Annotated in this window: 13 protein-coding genes; 7 read left to right on the forward strand and 6 right to left on the reverse strand. The window is 34.3% G+C overall.

What is annotated here, in order from left to right; translation table 11 throughout:
- Positions 1 to 32 precede the first annotated feature (32 nt).
- From porN to topA, 6 genes are all read right to left on the reverse strand, one after another.
- Positions 33 to 923: a type IX secretion system ring subunit PorN/GldN gene (porN, locus tag LPC20_RS00450; protein ID WP_229327161.1), complete on the reverse strand. Its 891-nt coding sequence runs from the start codon at positions 921 to 923 to the stop codon at positions 33 to 35.
- A gap of 37 nt (positions 924 to 960) precedes the next feature.
- A complete protein-coding gene (gene porM / locus LPC20_RS00455; protein WP_229325414.1) occupies positions 961 to 2,499 on the reverse strand; it encodes a type IX secretion system motor protein PorM/GldM in 1,539 nt (512 codons plus the stop codon).
- 50 nt (positions 2,500 to 2,549) lie between these two features.
- On the reverse strand, positions 2,550 to 3,185 hold the full coding sequence (gene porL / locus LPC20_RS00460) for a type IX secretion system motor protein PorL/GldL (protein WP_229325416.1): 636 nt from the start codon (positions 3,183 to 3,185) through the stop codon (positions 2,550 to 2,552).
- 37 nt (positions 3,186 to 3,222) lie between these two features.
- Entirely contained in the window at positions 3,223 to 4,626 is a 1,404-nt protein-coding gene (gene porK, locus LPC20_RS00465; protein ID WP_229325418.1) for a T9SS ring complex lipoprotein PorK/GldK, read from the reverse strand.
- A gap of 107 nt (positions 4,627 to 4,733) precedes the next feature.
- Positions 4,734 to 5,885, reverse strand: coding sequence for a formimidoylglutamase (locus tag LPC20_RS00470; RefSeq protein WP_229325420.1), 1,152 nt, complete (start codon positions 5,883 to 5,885; stop codon positions 4,734 to 4,736).
- Positions 5,886 to 5,888: 3 nt separating this feature from the next.
- Positions 5,889 to 8,408, reverse strand: coding sequence for a type I DNA topoisomerase (topA, locus tag LPC20_RS00475; protein WP_229325422.1), 2,520 nt, complete (start codon positions 8,406 to 8,408; stop codon positions 5,889 to 5,891).
- Between the two features lie 272 nt (positions 8,409 to 8,680).
- Between topA and miaB the strand changes: the two genes are divergently transcribed.
- The 7 genes from miaB (at position 8,681) to groL (ending at position 15,357) form a co-directional block, all read left to right on the forward strand.
- Entirely contained in the window at positions 8,681 to 10,126 is a 1,446-nt protein-coding gene (miaB, locus tag LPC20_RS00480) for a tRNA (N6-isopentenyl adenosine(37)-C2)-methylthiotransferase MiaB (RefSeq protein ID WP_229327162.1), read from the forward strand.
- A 93-nt stretch (positions 10,127 to 10,219) separates the two neighbouring features.
- On the forward strand, positions 10,220 to 11,479 hold the full coding sequence (locus LPC20_RS00485; RefSeq protein ID WP_229325423.1) for a sigma-54 interaction domain-containing protein: 1,260 nt from the start codon (positions 10,220 to 10,222) through the stop codon (positions 11,477 to 11,479).
- 45 nt (positions 11,480 to 11,524) lie between these two features.
- The gene (locus tag LPC20_RS00490; RefSeq protein ID WP_229325426.1) at positions 11,525 to 12,028 is read left to right on the forward strand and encodes an LptE family protein; all 504 of its coding nucleotides are present in this window, start codon (positions 11,525 to 11,527) and stop codon (positions 12,026 to 12,028) included.
- A gap of 98 nt (positions 12,029 to 12,126) precedes the next feature.
- Complete coding sequence (locus LPC20_RS00495; protein ID WP_229325428.1) at positions 12,127 to 12,948, forward strand: tetratricopeptide repeat protein; 822 nt, start codon at positions 12,127 to 12,129, stop codon at positions 12,946 to 12,948.
- 2 nt (positions 12,949 to 12,950) lie between these two features.
- The gene (gene secG, locus LPC20_RS00500; RefSeq protein ID WP_229325429.1) at positions 12,951 to 13,259 is read left to right on the forward strand and encodes a preprotein translocase subunit SecG; all 309 of its coding nucleotides are present in this window, start codon (positions 12,951 to 12,953) and stop codon (positions 13,257 to 13,259) included.
- Between the two features lie 134 nt (positions 13,260 to 13,393).
- A complete protein-coding gene (locus LPC20_RS00505; protein ID WP_229325431.1) occupies positions 13,394 to 13,669 on the forward strand; it encodes a co-chaperone GroES in 276 nt (91 codons plus the stop codon).
- Positions 13,670 to 13,731: 62 nt separating this feature from the next.
- A complete protein-coding gene (gene groL, locus LPC20_RS00510; RefSeq protein ID WP_229325433.1) occupies positions 13,732 to 15,357 on the forward strand; it encodes a chaperonin GroEL in 1,626 nt (541 codons plus the stop codon).
- Positions 15,358 to 15,581: the final 224 nt, after the last annotated feature.

Raw genomic sequence — 15,581 nt, forward strand, 5'->3', positions numbered from 1 at the left:
TAAGAGTTTTTTTATATTAAAAAAAGAATTTCTTAATAATTCCACATATCTTGTTCGAAACTGCGAATTTTGTCTTTCACTCGATCCGATTCCAACAATTGACTTTGTGCATTATCTCTCATATAATCCTTAATATCTCTATCACCATATACATTTTCTTCACGGTATATCATACTATTAAATCGACGTGAATTCAATATTTGATCAAAAGTGATTGGCATTGAAGAATTTTTTTCATTGAAAGCAGTAGATCTAAATAATGTTTCTCTCGCATCTGGGAAAAATACCCAAAACAATTCAATGTAATCTGGATCTTCACTGTTCATAGTGTATACGTCTGGAGTTACAGGACAAATTCCTAACAAACGGTATTTTAACTCGCCTTGTCGTTTATCGAAATACCAAACTCCTTTAATTTTGTATTGAGTTACGTCTTGAGAAGTTAAATCTTGTTGAACAATGTACTCAGGGGATATTTTCATACCTGCATTCAATTGTTCTCTACCAGCATCAGTTGTATCAATTCGTGACAGGGAAGCTTTGATGTCTTTAAACGACTTTTTAGTATTGAAATAACTATCGGTATACACTTCAGTTATTTTACCTTTTTTGATTCCTTTAATCAATACATCATATAAAGAACGTCTTTCAGGACCAACATTTGCAGTATCAATAGGAAAGTACAATGGAAAATTAATTTTCTCAGCTAAATCAATAATTTCCCAAGTAGTTCTGCTCATTAAAATATCTCTGTCGTGAACATAGCCATAGGCTAAAGGCTTATCATTATCTGATTTTTTTTGTGCTTCAGTTTTAATTCCAATTTGGCTTGGTGATTTTGCGTTAAGCAAATTCGACTGACCAAAACTGGATATAGCACAACTTAGTGAAAAAACGGCTATTAAAAAGCTTTTAATGTTCATCATATTGAAAATATTGAGTAGCTAGTTTTACTACTAATTATTGTATTTCATAAATTACTGGAGCAGTTCTTGGCAACATATAGCTACCAGCGCCTACTAATTTTGTTTTAATCTCAGAAATAGTAACTTGATCCCCTCTTCCAGCTTTAGCTAAAACAGCTTTACATTGGGCATTCAACTTATTACCAGGAACTACAACAGTTGGCTGTCCAGTTACTTTAAAATTAAATCCAACTACATCAAGCCCTACTTCAAAATCAAAATCAACTAATTTAGCTCCCACTGTAGAAATTTCTAAGCTTGATTTAGGTCCTTTTACCACACCCATTTCACCTCTTATAGTTCCTACTGGACCTGGAATTCCTTTAATTCTAAAAGTCTTTTTATCTGATACTGTAGAACCATCAGGTAATTTACCTGTAACATTAATTACTGCTTCATTTCCAGCGCCAGGATTCATAACATATTTACCAGCCCCAACAGAACGTAACCCTGGACCACTCGCATTAACTTTATCTGCTGCAACTCCTGCAAACGAAATAGACATTGGATTGGAAACCCCTCTATACACTACATTCATTTTGTCAGCAGAAATAGTAGCTGAATTTGGACGAGGAACAACCACATACTTTCCTTCAAATGCCAAAGGAATAGTCTCCCCGTCTTGAACAAAAGTAAACTTACCATTGATTTTTTGCTCTCCAATACCTCCAGCAGTCATAGAAATAATAGCTTGGCCATTTTCTAGTTTACCCGGACCTTGAAAAGAAGTTGGTTTTGTATTAGCATCATATTTACCTAATACTACTTTACCTGTTACTTTTTCACCTTGGTAATAAGCATTCTTATCCAAAATTACCAAAGCCGTGAAATTTTTCATTGACGAAGCTTCAACAGCCGCCTTACCTAATAAAATACTATAAATATCGGCTTCTGCTTTCTTAACATCATTTTGAAATGAAGTGATTTTTGTTAAAGATGCAATTGCAGGAAATCCTTTAAAATGATAATCTAAATATTTTTTGGTAGTGCCTTCACCATCAACAACATCAGCAGTAGTGAATTTTGAACTAATCTCATCTATAACGCCTTTGAGCTTACTATTGTTACCAGCAGCAGCTTTCATATCAGCAATATATTTAGTGAAACGTTCCACTATTTCATTGCCTTTAGTTGAATAGCCATCACCTTCAAACCATCCCTCATCAATAGCTGCACCTTTATCCATTGACTCATAAGGTAATTTACCCGTCTCTTCATCAACTTCTACTCCGTCTAACGCATCTGCCTTTAAAGTGCCTAGATAGTCATAAAATTCTTTAGATATTGCCGCTACTTTGTTGGCATCCTCACTTGCTTGTGCGAATCGTGTATCTTCTCCTGCTTTTTTATTTAAAGCCTGTAACATACTTGCATTCATTGATTCTGCGCTTAAATTTGCAGCATCAAATTTTTCGTTCATCAATCCAAAAGCCGATAAAACTTCTTTGGACATGTTTAAAGCTAACATTGCGATGAAAACCAGATACATCAGGTTTACCATCTTCTGTCTAGGACTTAATTTTCCTCCTGCCATTGTATTTTAAATAATTAGTTAGTAAAGTAATTTAGTTTAAAAACTAATTATTATGCTTTGTTACTCATTGCAGAAAGCATTCCACCATACACTGCATTCAAAGAAGCAATATTTGCAGTCATAGATTGCATTTGTTGTTTCAACATGGCCGCATTTTCAGCGATATCTTTATTAGCTTCAGCATTTACCGAAGCACTTTCTAATTGTAATTTATACAAATTGTTTAAAGACTCCATTTGAGCTGCAGCTTTTGTCAATTCTTCACTATATTTTTTAGTAGAAGCCAAAGAATCTACTGTTGGAGCAATTCCTTTTGCAGCCGACTCGAAATTTTTGATACTATTCCCTAAACTAGCCATTAATTCACCATCAATTTTAGCTTCTTTTAACATCGTATCTAATTTTTGAGAAAGTAATCCATCTGCATCAGATGCGTCTTCCTTCTTCTTTGCTTTTGGTTTTGCTTCACCACCAGCTAATTCTGGATACACTAAAGTCCAGTCTAATTCATCATCCACTTTATCAAATGCAGATAAGGCAAAAATAAAGGCCTCAGTTAAAAGTCCGACAATTAATAATTCACTAGCCCCAGTCCAGTGCTGTATTTTAAATAATGCTCCAACAATTACTACTGCCGCTCCCATACCGTAAGCGAAATTCATTACTTTTTTGTTAATTAGTGCCATTTTATTCTTTTTAAGGGGATTATTATTATTTTGGTTTTTATTTTTTAGCTTTTTTTGTTGAAATTTTCTGAGTTCCCATGTAGTCTTGAACCGTTCTAAAACCTATATAACTTCTTGCAGAGTCAGCATATTCATAGTCTCTAGTAGAAACTTGTAACATATAAGCTACATCTTTCCAAGATCCTCCACGAACCACTTTTCTTTTGTTTTTATTATCAATAATATTTGGACTCATTGTAGAAACATATTCATAAGCTCCAGAATCATAAGCTGTAGCGGTCCATTCAGCAACATTCCCAGACATATTGTATAAATTGTAACCATTAGGATCAAATGACTTTGCTTCGACTGTATACAATGCATTATCTGCAGCATAATCTCCTCTGCTAGGTTTAAAATTAGCTAAGAAGCATCCTCTATCATTTTTGGTATAAGGTCCACCCCATGGATAGGAACCTGATTGCAAACCTCCTCTTGCAGCATATTCCCATTCTGCCTCAGAAGGTAATCTGAATTTATTAACAGTATCTCTACCTTTCTTTTTTGATTTAACGTAAGAATTTTTATATAAAGTTCTCCACTCACAAAAGGCAACTGCTTGAGAGTGCTTTACTCCAACCACTGGATAATCACCATAGGCCTTGTGCCAAAAATAGTCATTATGCATCGGTTCGTTGTAGGAGTAGGCAAAATCTTTAATCCAAACTGTAGTGTCTGGATATACTTTTACTTGTTCTGTCTTAATGAAGTCTTGTCTTTTGCCTCCTTTTGATTTTGCAGCAGCATGAATATCCAACCAAGAATAACGAAATTTTAATTTATCAACATCGATTGTTCTAACACCATTAAATGATGCCTCTAATGGTAAATACATAGAATCCATAACCTCTGAATAATATTCATCAGGGTATTTCTTAGTGTCTTTAATTAATTTTGCTTTTTTATTTATTTTTCGTCCTGCATATTCATTATCTCCAGTACCTAAACTATAATAATTATCATACATATATTTATCATAGGCATTCATTTTAGTTGGATCAGCATCATTAAATGCGTAATCACTAATACTACCAGAATTTTTACCTTTACCATTAGCACCTGCTTTTTGACCATTCAAATCAGCCAAAATAGCAAGACGCATGCGCATAGTTGAATCTTTAACCCATTCAACAAACTGACGGTATTCATTATTAGTAATCTCTGTTTCATCCATGTAGAACGAGGGCACAGTAACTGTTTTTGTAGGTGCATCTTCAACACCTGCAAGATCCTGATCAGACTTACCCATTATGAAGGAACCTCCAGGAACTAGTGACATTCCGTAAGGTTTTTCAGGATGCCACTTTGTGCCTTTTACTCCCACTAACTCACCTTTATCACCCGACTTTCCACAACCAACAAATAGTGTTATAATTGCTATAAATGCAATGAAATTCTTCATGTAAATTTGTCTTATGTTTTCTTTATTTTTCAATGTGTAAACCTATTTATAATTTTTTAAAAAAGCAATTTTTTTATTTAGAAAGTAATTTACTACAATCCTGCTGTTTAAATTGTGTTTTTTCGTTGTGCTTTCCACCAGCGTTCTGGCAGTTCTTGATCACATGCCATTAAATATTCTTCATGAGAACAGGGTAATAACGTATTTCGTTTTAATTTATTGTTACCATTCACTGTAAACGGAATTTCAATCCACCAGCGATCTGTTTTATCGCTCTTATAAAAAACCAATTCCTCGTCTTCAATTGGCACCAAATATTTTAGATAGTTTTCTCTACTACCGAAAGGGTATTCATTAGAACGATAATGATATCCTTCAATAAAATACCAAATAATTTGTGCAATTAAAACTGATTCATGTTCAGTATCATAATGATTAAATATGCCAAACGAGCTTACTTTATCACTAATTCCTGCATACCTAGACAAGGCACATATTTCTTTTCCGTTGAAACCGTTTGGGATAAATTGTTTGAAATTACCTGAATCGGATGACTTTACAGAATTCATATCGATGCTTACTAAATCTGCATCACGAAAAACAGGTTCTGCAATTGCAATATTATTTGCTACTTCACCTAATCGATACCCATCAAAAAACAATTTCTCCACCAAATCAATTTCTTCCTGAGAATTATAATAGGTTTGGTAACCAATATTGCAATAGTTAAATAAGTTATTAGGCTCTTCAATAATTATTTTAGTCAAATAAGAAGAAGACGTAATTGCATCGCTTTCTTTTCCGAAATCAAATTTGCTATCAACCGCAACTAAATTAACCATTTGCTCTAAATCGTCGTAGGCCCTGTAAAGTGGAAAGGTCAAATCTTGAGAGCCACCAATAACAATTGGAATTACTTTATTTTTAATTAATTGCGCTGCTACTTTTTTAAGTGCAAAATAAGTATCTTGTATTGAGTCTCCAGCTTGGATATTTCCGAAATCAGCTATAGAAACATCCCAGTTCCCAGGATATAATTGATACAATTCATGGCGAACTGCTGTCAAATCAATGTCTTGATTTCCAAAACTATTCCCTCTATTTTCTAGCACTCCAATTATACCAATTGATACTTTAGTCACTTCAGGAAAATCTTGGGAAGTATGCAAAACAATTTTGCTCCCCAATTGTTGAGAAGACAATTCGTTTCTAAAGGCGACAATTTCATTGTCTAAAGGAGATAGAAAATCAAATTCCATTTTTTACTTCTTTTTAGCAATCGGTTTTTTTGAAGCCGACGCTTTTTTTGCCGGAGCTTTTTTGGCTGCTACTTTCTTTGCAGGCGCTTTTTTGGCAATCATTTCCTGAACTTCTTCCAATGTCAATTTACTTGCATCAACATCTTTACTCAATTCAATTTTGATTTTACCTTTAGTAATCACAGAGCGTCCCCAACGAGCTTTTTCAACTAAAATCCCTTCTTCGGTCCAATTGTGAAGTACTTTATCTATATTTTTTTGCAATTTATCTTCAATCAATTCTTCGATATCAGCTTGAGATAAGTTGTCAAAATTGTATTTCTTACTTACGTTAATAAAAAGACCATCCCATTTAATAAAAGCGCCAAAACGTCCAACACCTTTTTGCACACCTAAGCCTTTATAAGTAGCAATTGGAGCATCGGCTTGAGCTTTTTCATCAATCAATTCCTGAGCTCTTACCATTGAAACATCTAATGGATCTTCGCCTTTTGGCAACGAAATGAAAGCAGAACCATGACGAACGTATGGTCCGTAACGACCATTACTCACTTCTACCTCTTCTCCTTTGTACAAACCTAAATTTTTAGGTAATAAAAATAAATTCAAGGCATCTTCTAAAGTAATGTTTCCAATATTTTGATCGATTTTTAAACTCGCAAATTTCTTGTCTTCGTCTTCAGCATCTCCAATTTGAGCCATAGGTCCAAATTTTCCTAAACGAACAGAAACTGGTTTTCCTGAAGCTGGATCTGTACCCAAAATTCGTTCACCGCTTTCTCTATCAGCATTCGCTTCTACGTCTTTCACATTCGGGTGAAATTTATCGTAAAACTCCTGCATCATCTTTGCCCATTCAATATTTCCTTCAGCAATTTCGTCAAAATCTTGCTCCACTTTTGCTGTGAAATTATAATCTAAAATTGCTCCGAAATTTTTAACCAAGAAATCGGTGACTATAGTTCCAATATCTGTTGGAACTAATTTTCCTTTATCAGAACCTGTATTTTCTTTTAATACTTTCTCCACTACTTTACCAGCTTGCAAAGTTAGTTGAGTGTATTTTCTTTCTTGTCCTTCTAAATTTCCTTTTTCAACATAATTTCTATTGATAATTGTAGAAATTGTTGGCGCGTAGGTTGAAGGACGACCAATTCCTAATTCTTCTAGTTTTTTAACCAAAGAAGCCTCCGTATATCTAGCTGCAGCTCTTGAATACCTTTCGGTAGCTGTAATATAATTATTATCTAATCTTTCGTTTACTTTTAGTGCTGGCAACATGCCTTCTTGTTCTTCATCATCTTCGTCATTTCCTTCCAAATACACTTTCAAGAAACCTTCAAAAAGTAAAACTTCTCCCGAAGCTGTAAAGACTTCACTATGATTATTGGCTTCAATTTTAACATTGGTGCGTTCTAATTCGGCATCACTCATTTGCGAAGCTAAAGTTCGTTTCCAAATCAAATCATACAAACGCGCTTGATCTCGGTCAATATTTACCGTGTGACGTGACATATCTGTTGGACGAATGGCTTCGTGGGCTTCTTGAGCGCCTTTACTCTTATTGGCAAACGTACGTGGTTTTGAAAATTCTTTACCGTAAGACTTAATGATCTCAGCCTGTGCTGCGTCCATTGCATCTTTGGACAAGTTGACACTATCCGTTCTCATATAGGTAATTAACCCCGCCTCATACAAACGTTGCGCTAACTGCATCGTAATTCCAACAGGTAAATACAATTTACGAGCGGCTTCTTGTTGTAAAGTAGAAGTAGTAAATGGCGCAGTTGGTGATTTTTTTGTAGGCTTAGTTTCTAACTCACCTACTTTATAGTTGGAAGCACTGTTTTTTTGTAAAAAATCTTCTGCTTCTTTTTTGGTATTGAAATTTTTAGGCAACTTCGCCTTAACAATTTTTCCTGCTTCATTAGTAAACTCAGCAGTAACTGAATAACTGGCAACTGGTTTAAAGTTTTGTATCTCGCGTTCGCGTTCTACAATCAAACGAACAGAAACAGATTGTACACGACCAGCTGAAAGACCTCCTTTTACTTTTCTCCATAAAACTGGTGACAATTCATACCCAACCAATCGGTCTAAAACACGACGCGCTTGTTGTGCGTTTACTAAATTGTAGTCAATTTCGCGAGGATTATCAATGGCTTTTAGAATAGCCGTCTTTGTAATTTCGTGAAAAACGATACGTTTCGTTTTCTTTTTGTCTAATTTTAATTCTTCGGATAAGTGCCAAGAAATCGCTTCTCCCTCACGGTCCTCATCGGAAGCTAACCAAACCATTTCAGCATTTTTTGACAATGTTTTTAGTTTGCTAACCAATGCTTTTTTATCGGCAGAAACTTCGTATTTAGGTTTGAAACCATTTTCAACATCTACACCAATTTCTTTGGAAGGCAAGTCGGCAATATGACCATAACTTGACTCAACTTGAAAGTCACTTCCTAGGAATTTTTCGATTGTTTTAGCCTTTGCAGGTGATTCCACTATAACTAAATTCTTTGCCATATACCATTTGTTTGAAGGTGCAAAAGTATGGGATTTTTTTAAATTTTAAGTTTTTTAAATTTTAAATGTAAATTTTACCGACTAAAAACGCATTTTAACGACAGTTCATTTATATAACTGGATTTGTTCTGAAATGACTATTTATTTCCGTACTTTTAAATTACTCCCAAAATTTCTCATTTCAAAACAACCTCTAAAATACTGTTAAAACTAGACTGCCATCTTGTCATATTTCTTAAAATAGACGTATATTTGCACTTTGAAAAATGAACATGGAAAAAGTAATTGTAGAAAGTAAACAAGGTGAAAGCCTCGTTTTAGAACAAAAAAAAGAGAATACTAAAAAACTTTTTATAGAAAGTTATGGTTGTGCTATGAATTTCTCAGATAGTGAAATCGTAGCTTCAATTCTATCTGACAATGGTTTTAATACTACACAAATATTAGAAGAAGCTGACTTGGTATTAGTCAATACCTGTTCCATTCGCGACAAGGCTGAACAAACCATCCGCAAACGTTTAGAAAAATACAATGCTGTAAAACGAATCAATCCCAAAATGAAAGTGGGCGTTTTAGGCTGTATGGCTGAACGCTTGAAAAGTCAATTCTTAGAAGAAGAAAAAATAGTAGATTTAGTAGTTGGTCCTGATGCCTATAAAGATTTACCCAACTTGCTGGCCGAAGTCGAAGAAGGACGTGATGCTATCAATGTGATACTTTCTAAAGAAGAAACTTATGGAGATATTGCTCCAGTTCGTTTAATGAGCAATGGTATAACGGCTTTGGTCTCTATCACTCGTGGGTGTGACAATATGTGTACGTTTTGCGTAGTCCCTTTCACTCGTGGTCGTGAGCGTAGTCGTGAACCACAAAGTATAATGAAAGAAATCCAAGACTTGTGGGATAACGGATTTAAAGAAATTACTCTTTTAGGACAAAATGTAGATAGCTATTTATGGTATGGTGGCGGATTGAAAAAAGATTTTGAAAACGCTAGCGAAATCCAAAAAGCTACAGCTATTAAATTTGATCAATTATTAGAAACGGTAGCAGTTACTTTTCCTAAAATGCGCATCCGCTTTTCGACATCCAACCCGCAAGATATGTACGAAGAAGTGTTACACGTCATTGCCAAATACCCAAACATCTGCAAACACATTCACCTACCTGTGCAATCTGGAAGTAACCGTATTCTAAAGGAAATGAACCGTTTGCATACACGTGAAGAATATATGACATTGATTGACAAAATCAGAAGACTAATTCCAAATTGTTCGATTTCCCAAGATATGATTGCCGGTTTTCCAACTGAAACCGAAGAAGATCATCAAGACACTTTGAGTTTAATGGAATATGTAAAATATAACTTTGGCTATATGTATTCGTATTCGGAACGCCCAGGCACATTGGCTGGACGCAAAATGGAAGATGATGTACCTGAAGAAACAAAAGCCAGACGTTTACAAGAAATTGTGGATTTACAACAAAAGCACGCTTGGTTCCGATCTGAAGAATTCATTGGCCAAACTGTAGAAGTTTTAGTTGAAAAAGTGTCAAAAAAATCAGATGAAGAATTTTCTGGACGTAATTCACAGAGTATTACAGTAGTTTTTCCGAAAGAAAATTATAAAATAGGAGATTTCGTGAATGTAAAAATCAAATCTTGTACCAGCGGAACTTTAAAAGGGGAAGCTGTTGGGTTAAGTGAAATGAATTAAATAAGGTTATAGAATAGTTAAAATAAATCTGCATCCCGAAACTTTGGGACAGGGTTAACAAAAAGAGATTGCTTCGTGCCTCGCAATGACATTATGGAAACAGTTCAAACAATAAAACAACGATTTGAAATTATTGGGAATGACCCAAAATTAAATCGCGCCATAGAAAAAGCAATTCAAGTAGCTCCTACCGATATTTCGGTACTGGTGATTGGGGAAAGTGGAGTTGGAAAAGAAAGTATTCCAAAAATAATCCATTCCCTTTCGCATCGGAAACATGGTAAATATATTGCTGTAAACTGCGGTGCTATTCCTGAAGGAACAATTGATAGCGAACTTTTTGGACACGAAAAAGGAGCCTTTACAGGAGCTACAAATACTCGCGAAGGCTATTTTGAAGTAGCCAATGGCGGTACCATTTTTTTAGATGAAGTAGGAGAATTACCATTAACAACTCAAGTTCGTTTGCTTCGCGTTTTGGAAAATGGTGAGTTTATCAAAGTGGGGTCGTCACAAGTACAAAAAACTAACGTTCGAATTGTAGCAGCTACTAATGTGAACTTATTCAATGCTATCGAAAAAGGAAAATTCAGAGAAGATTTATATTACCGTTTAAGCACAGTTGACATTGGATTACCACCATTACGCGAACGAAAAGATGACATACACCTATTGTTTAGAAAATTTGCAGCTGACTTTGCTCACAAATACAAAATGCCACCATTAAAACTGGATGAGAATGCCATTCAATTATTACAAAAATTTCGCTGGAGTGGAAATATTCGTCAATTACGAAATGTAGCCGAACAACTTTCTGTTTTGGAAACTAGTCGCGACATTAATGCAATTACGCTACAATCCTATTTGCCTTCAGAAGGCAGTAATTTACCCTCAGTAGTAAGTGATAAAAAAAGTGATAGCGATTTTAATACCGAAAGAGAGATTTTATACAAAGTGCTTTTCGATATGAAAAGCGATTTGCATGATTTAAAGAAATTGACATTAGAATTGATGAAAAATGGCACGTCTAAAGTGCAAGAAACGAATCAGAATCTCATCAAGAAAATCTACGGGAATCAAGAAAGCGATAACGAAATTCATTTTGAAGAAACCCCTAGAGCAGCCATATTAAATGCACCAGAAGAAGAGGAAGAATATGACGAGGCCGACGATAATTACCTTTTTGCAGAAACTATTGAAGCTGAGGAAGAAATTTTAAAGCTCGAACAAAAAGAAATTGAAATGATTAAACGTTCTTTGGAAAAAAATAAAGGTAAACGCAAAGCAGCTGCAGATGAGTTAGGAATTTCAGAACGAACATTATACAGAAAAATAAAACAATTTGACCTTTAATAAATATCAATCGTTTTTGAATATCTTTGATTAGTAAATAAAAAAATGAAAAACATACATTATATATATAGTATTCTAATTGCACTACTTTTTTCAGGTTGTTCTGTATATAATTTTACAGGAACAGGAAAAATAGATGCTAAAACATTTCAGGTTAATTTTTTTCAAAATAATGCTGAGCTAATTGAACCTGGTATTGACAGAACATTTACATTAACATTACAAGATTTAATTCAGAATCAAACTAATTTAAACTTAGTTAAAAATGGAGGCGACCTAACTTATGAAGGCGAAATAGTAGATTATCGAATTAGTCCGATGACTGCAACTGCAGACCAACAAGCCTCTCAAAACCGATTGAAAATAAGAGTCAATGTTAGATTTATCAATCAAAAAACAGAGAAAGATAATTTTGAAAAAACTTTTGAATTTTTTTATGATTATCCGGCTACTGCACAACTGAATGGAAATACATTGAACAAGGCTTTAGATGAAATTTTCGAAAGAATAACACAAGATATTTTTAATGAGTCGCTGGCTAAATGGTAGATTAAAATGAAAATTCGGAGATTCGTAGATTTGGTTATATGAAAAAAAAACAAAAAAACGAATAAACAGCTAGCCCAATCCTCAATAAAATAACATTTATGAACGTTACTGATTACACTTTTTTAATTAACAAACCCGATACTATCAATGAAAAGCAAACTGAAGCTTTACATCAAGTATTAGAGGATTTCCCTTATTTTCAAAGTGCTAGAGCCCTACGATTAAAAGGTATTTACAACCAAAATAGTTTTAAATACAATTATGATCTTAAGGTTACCGCGGCTCATACCACAGACCGAACCGTTTTGTTTGATTTTATTACATCCGATACTTTTACGGCAATTCAGAAAGGATATTACGATAAAAAGGTATTGGAACTACTTGATATTAATGTAATTGATAGTGAGGTCATAATTACCAATAAACTCAACGATCAACAAAATGAAGCTGCTACTTCTGATATTGAATCTAACCCAGAAACAACTAGTGCATCAACTGTAGAAGAAAAATTAGAAATTGGAAAACCTTTGGATTTTTCTACCAATGAAAAACACTCTTTCCAAGAATGGCTTCAATTATCAAGAATTCAGCCAATCATTAGAGAAAATCAAGAGGAAACTCAAATCGCATCAATAAACAAAACTCAAAAACTGGAATTAATTGATAAATTTATCGAAACCAATCCGAAAATTCCTGCCGTTAAAAAAGATTTTGTTCCAAGTACAAATTTCGATTTGAACAAAGAAGACCATTCCATGTTAATGACCGAAACTTTAGCTAAAGTCTATTTGGGACAAAAAAAATATCAAAAAGCAATTCAAGCGTATGAAATATTAATTTTGAAATATCCAGAAAAAATTAGTTTCTTTGCAGACCGTATTTCGGACATCAAGATTTTACAACAAAATAACAATAAATAACAATGAGCACATTTTCAATTTTTTTAGTTTTAATTACAATAGTTTGCTTTCTATTGGTAGTAGTAATCATGGTACAAAACCCTAAAGGAGGCGGTTTATCTTCTACTATTGGAGGATCTCAAATGCTAGGTGGCGTTCAAAAAACCACTGACTTTTTAGACAAGAGTACTTGGACATTAGCTACAATTTTAATTGTGCTAATTTTACTATCTAGTTTAAGTTTTACAGGTACATTAAGCGATACTGATTCTAAAATCATTGAAAAATCAGAAGCACCTGCTGCAATGCCAGCAACACCTGCTACAAAATAAATAAATACAAGTATACGAAATGCCAGCCTGTCAAAGCTGGCATTTTTTTTAGGAAAAAATGTCAGTTAAAATGGTATGGCATAATTTCTGAAATACAATAAGCGTTAATTAAATTAATTTAAAAATATAGAATCATGGGATTAAACATTAAACCACTTTCAGACCGCGTTCTTATAGAACCAGTTGCTGCAGAAACAAAAACTGCATCAGGAATATTTATTCCAGATACTGCAAAAGAAAAACCTCAAAAAGGAACTGTTGTTGCCGTAGGTAACGGAACAAAAGACCACACAATGACCGTAAAAGTTGGAGATACCGTTCTTTACGGAAAATATGCTGGTACCGAATTAAAATTAGAGGGAAAAGATTATTTAATCATGCGCGAAGACGATATACTAGCAATCATTTAATTAGTATTGAGATTTGAGTATTTAAGTATTAAGATTAATAATTTAAACAAATAAACAATAAAATGGCAAAAGATATAAAATTTGATATTGAAGCACGTGACGGATTAAAACGTGGTGTAGATGCATTAGCTAATGCAGTAAAAGTAACTTTAGGACCTAAAGGACGTAATGTAATTATTGGAAAAGCTTTTGGTGGACCCAACGTAACGAAAGATGGTGTTACCGTAGCTAAAGAAATCGAATTGCAAGACCCATTAGAAAATATGGGAGCGCAAATGGTTAAAGAAGTAGCTTCTAAAACCAATGATTTAGCTGGAGATGGAACTACAACTGCAACTGTTTTGGCACAAGCTATCGTAAAAGAAGGTTTAAAAAACGTTGCTGCTGGCGCGAATCCAATGGATTTAAAAAGAGGAATTGACAAAGCGGTAGAAGCTATTGTTGAAGACTTAACTAAACAAGCTAAGGTAGTAGGAAGTGATTCTGAAAAAATCAAACAAATTGCTTCTATTTCTGCTAACAATGACGAAGTTATTGGTGAATTAATCGCTAATGCTTTCGCAAAAGTGGGAAAAGAAGGTGTTATCACTGTTGAAGAAGCTAAAGGTACAGATACTTTTGTAGACGTAGTAGAAGGTATGCAATTTGACAGAGGCTATCTTTCTCCATACTTTGTAACTAATCCTGAAAAAATGGAAGCGGAATTAGAAAGTCCGTACATTTTATTATACGATAAAAAAGTATCTTCTTTAAAAGAATTACTACCTGTATTAGAGCCAGTAGCGCAATCAGGAAAACCATTATTGATTATTGCTGAAGATGTTGACGGTGAAGCGTTGTCTACTTTAGTAGTAAACAAATTACGTGGTGCCTTGAAAATTGCTGCTGTTAAAGCACCTGGTTTTGGAGACAGGAGAAAAGCGATGTTAGAAGATATTGCAATCCTAACTGGTGGAACAGTAATCTCTGAAGAAAGAGGATATACTTTGGAGAACACAACTATCGAAATGTTAGGTACAGCAAAAAGAGTAACCATTGACAAAGACAACACTACTATTGTTAGTGGCGCAGGTGACGCGGATACCATCAAAAACCGTGTGAACCAAATCAAAGGTCAAATGGAAACTACTACTTCTGACTATGACAAAGAAAAATTGCAAGAGCGTTTGGCTAAATTAGCTGGAGGTGTAGCTGTTTTATACGTTGGAGCTGCTTCTGAAGTAGAAATGAAAGAGAAAAAAGACCGTGTAGATGATGCACTTCACGCTACTCGCGCAGCAGTTGAAGAAGGTATCGTTGCTGGTGGAGGTGTTGCTTTATTAAGAGCAAAAGCTGTATTAAGTAAAATTAAATCAGATAATGCTGACGAAGCAACTGGAATCCAAATCGTTTCTCGTGCTGTAGAAGCGCCATTAAGAACTATCGTTGAAAATGCTGGTCTAGAAGGTTCTGTGGTAGTTGCAAAAGTTGCTGAAGGAAAAGGTGATTTTGGTTACAATGCTAAAACTGACGAATACGTAGACATGTTAAAAGCAGGTATTATTGATCCTAAGAAAGTAACTCGTGTAGCATTAGAAAATGCTGCTTCGGTTGCTGGAATGATCTTGACTACAGAATGTGCTTTAATAGACATCAAAGAAGAATCGGCACCAAGTCCAATGGGCGGAGGTATGCCAGGAATGATGTAATTCCATTTACGAAGTACGACATACGAAGTACGAAGTACATTTTTAAATAAAAAAATCCGAAGTTTTCACTTCGGATTTTTATTATATATTTATTTTCATGTCAAAAAAGATTGGTAATTCATTTTTTAAGAAAATTACCGCATATCCAATCTAAAAAATTTGATAAAAAAGGACTATGTTCATCTTTGATGGCACAAACATTGATAGAACTAATATCACTTATG

Source organism: Flavobacterium ammonificans (genome assembly GCF_020886115.1).
Classification (GTDB): domain Bacteria; phylum Bacteroidota; class Bacteroidia; order Flavobacteriales; family Flavobacteriaceae; genus Flavobacterium; species Flavobacterium ammonificans.

What these genes read in the sequence shown, in the direction of transcription:
- LPC20_RS00505 (WP_229325431.1), top strand. Translation starts at nt 13,394, where the DNA reads ATGGGATTAAACATTAAACCACTTTCAGACCGCGTTCTTATAGAACCA.
- porL (WP_229325416.1), bottom strand. Translation starts at nt 3,185, where the DNA reads ATGGCACTAATTAACAAAAAAGTAATGAATTTCGCTTACGGTATGGGA.
- LPC20_RS00470 (WP_229325420.1), bottom strand. Translation starts at nt 5,885, where the DNA reads ATGGAATTTGATTTTCTATCTCCTTTAGACAATGAAATTGTCGCCTTT.
- LPC20_RS00495 (WP_229325428.1), top strand. Translation starts at nt 12,127, where the DNA reads ATGAACGTTACTGATTACACTTTTTTAATTAACAAACCCGATACTATC.
- porM (WP_229325414.1), bottom strand. Translation starts at nt 2,499, where the DNA reads ATGGCAGGAGGAAAATTAAGTCCTAGACAGAAGATGGTAAACCTGATG.
- secG (WP_229325429.1), top strand. Translation starts at nt 12,951, where the DNA reads ATGAGCACATTTTCAATTTTTTTAGTTTTAATTACAATAGTTTGCTTT.
- topA (WP_229325422.1), bottom strand. Translation starts at nt 8,408, where the DNA reads ATGGCAAAGAATTTAGTTATAGTGGAATCACCTGCAAAGGCTAAAACA.
- groL (WP_229325433.1), top strand. Translation starts at nt 13,732, where the DNA reads ATGGCAAAAGATATAAAATTTGATATTGAAGCACGTGACGGATTAAAA.
- porN (WP_229327161.1), bottom strand. Translation starts at nt 923, where the DNA reads ATGAACATTAAAAGCTTTTTAATAGCCGTTTTTTCACTAAGTTGTGCT.
- miaB (WP_229327162.1), top strand. Translation starts at nt 8,681, where the DNA reads ATGGAAAAAGTAATTGTAGAAAGTAAACAAGGTGAAAGCCTCGTTTTA.
- LPC20_RS00490 (WP_229325426.1), top strand. Translation starts at nt 11,525, where the DNA reads ATGAAAAACATACATTATATATATAGTATTCTAATTGCACTACTTTTT.
- LPC20_RS00485 (WP_229325423.1), top strand. Translation starts at nt 10,220, where the DNA reads ATGGAAACAGTTCAAACAATAAAACAACGATTTGAAATTATTGGGAAT.
- porK (WP_229325418.1), bottom strand. Translation starts at nt 4,626, where the DNA reads ATGAAGAATTTCATTGCATTTATAGCAATTATAACACTATTTGTTGGT.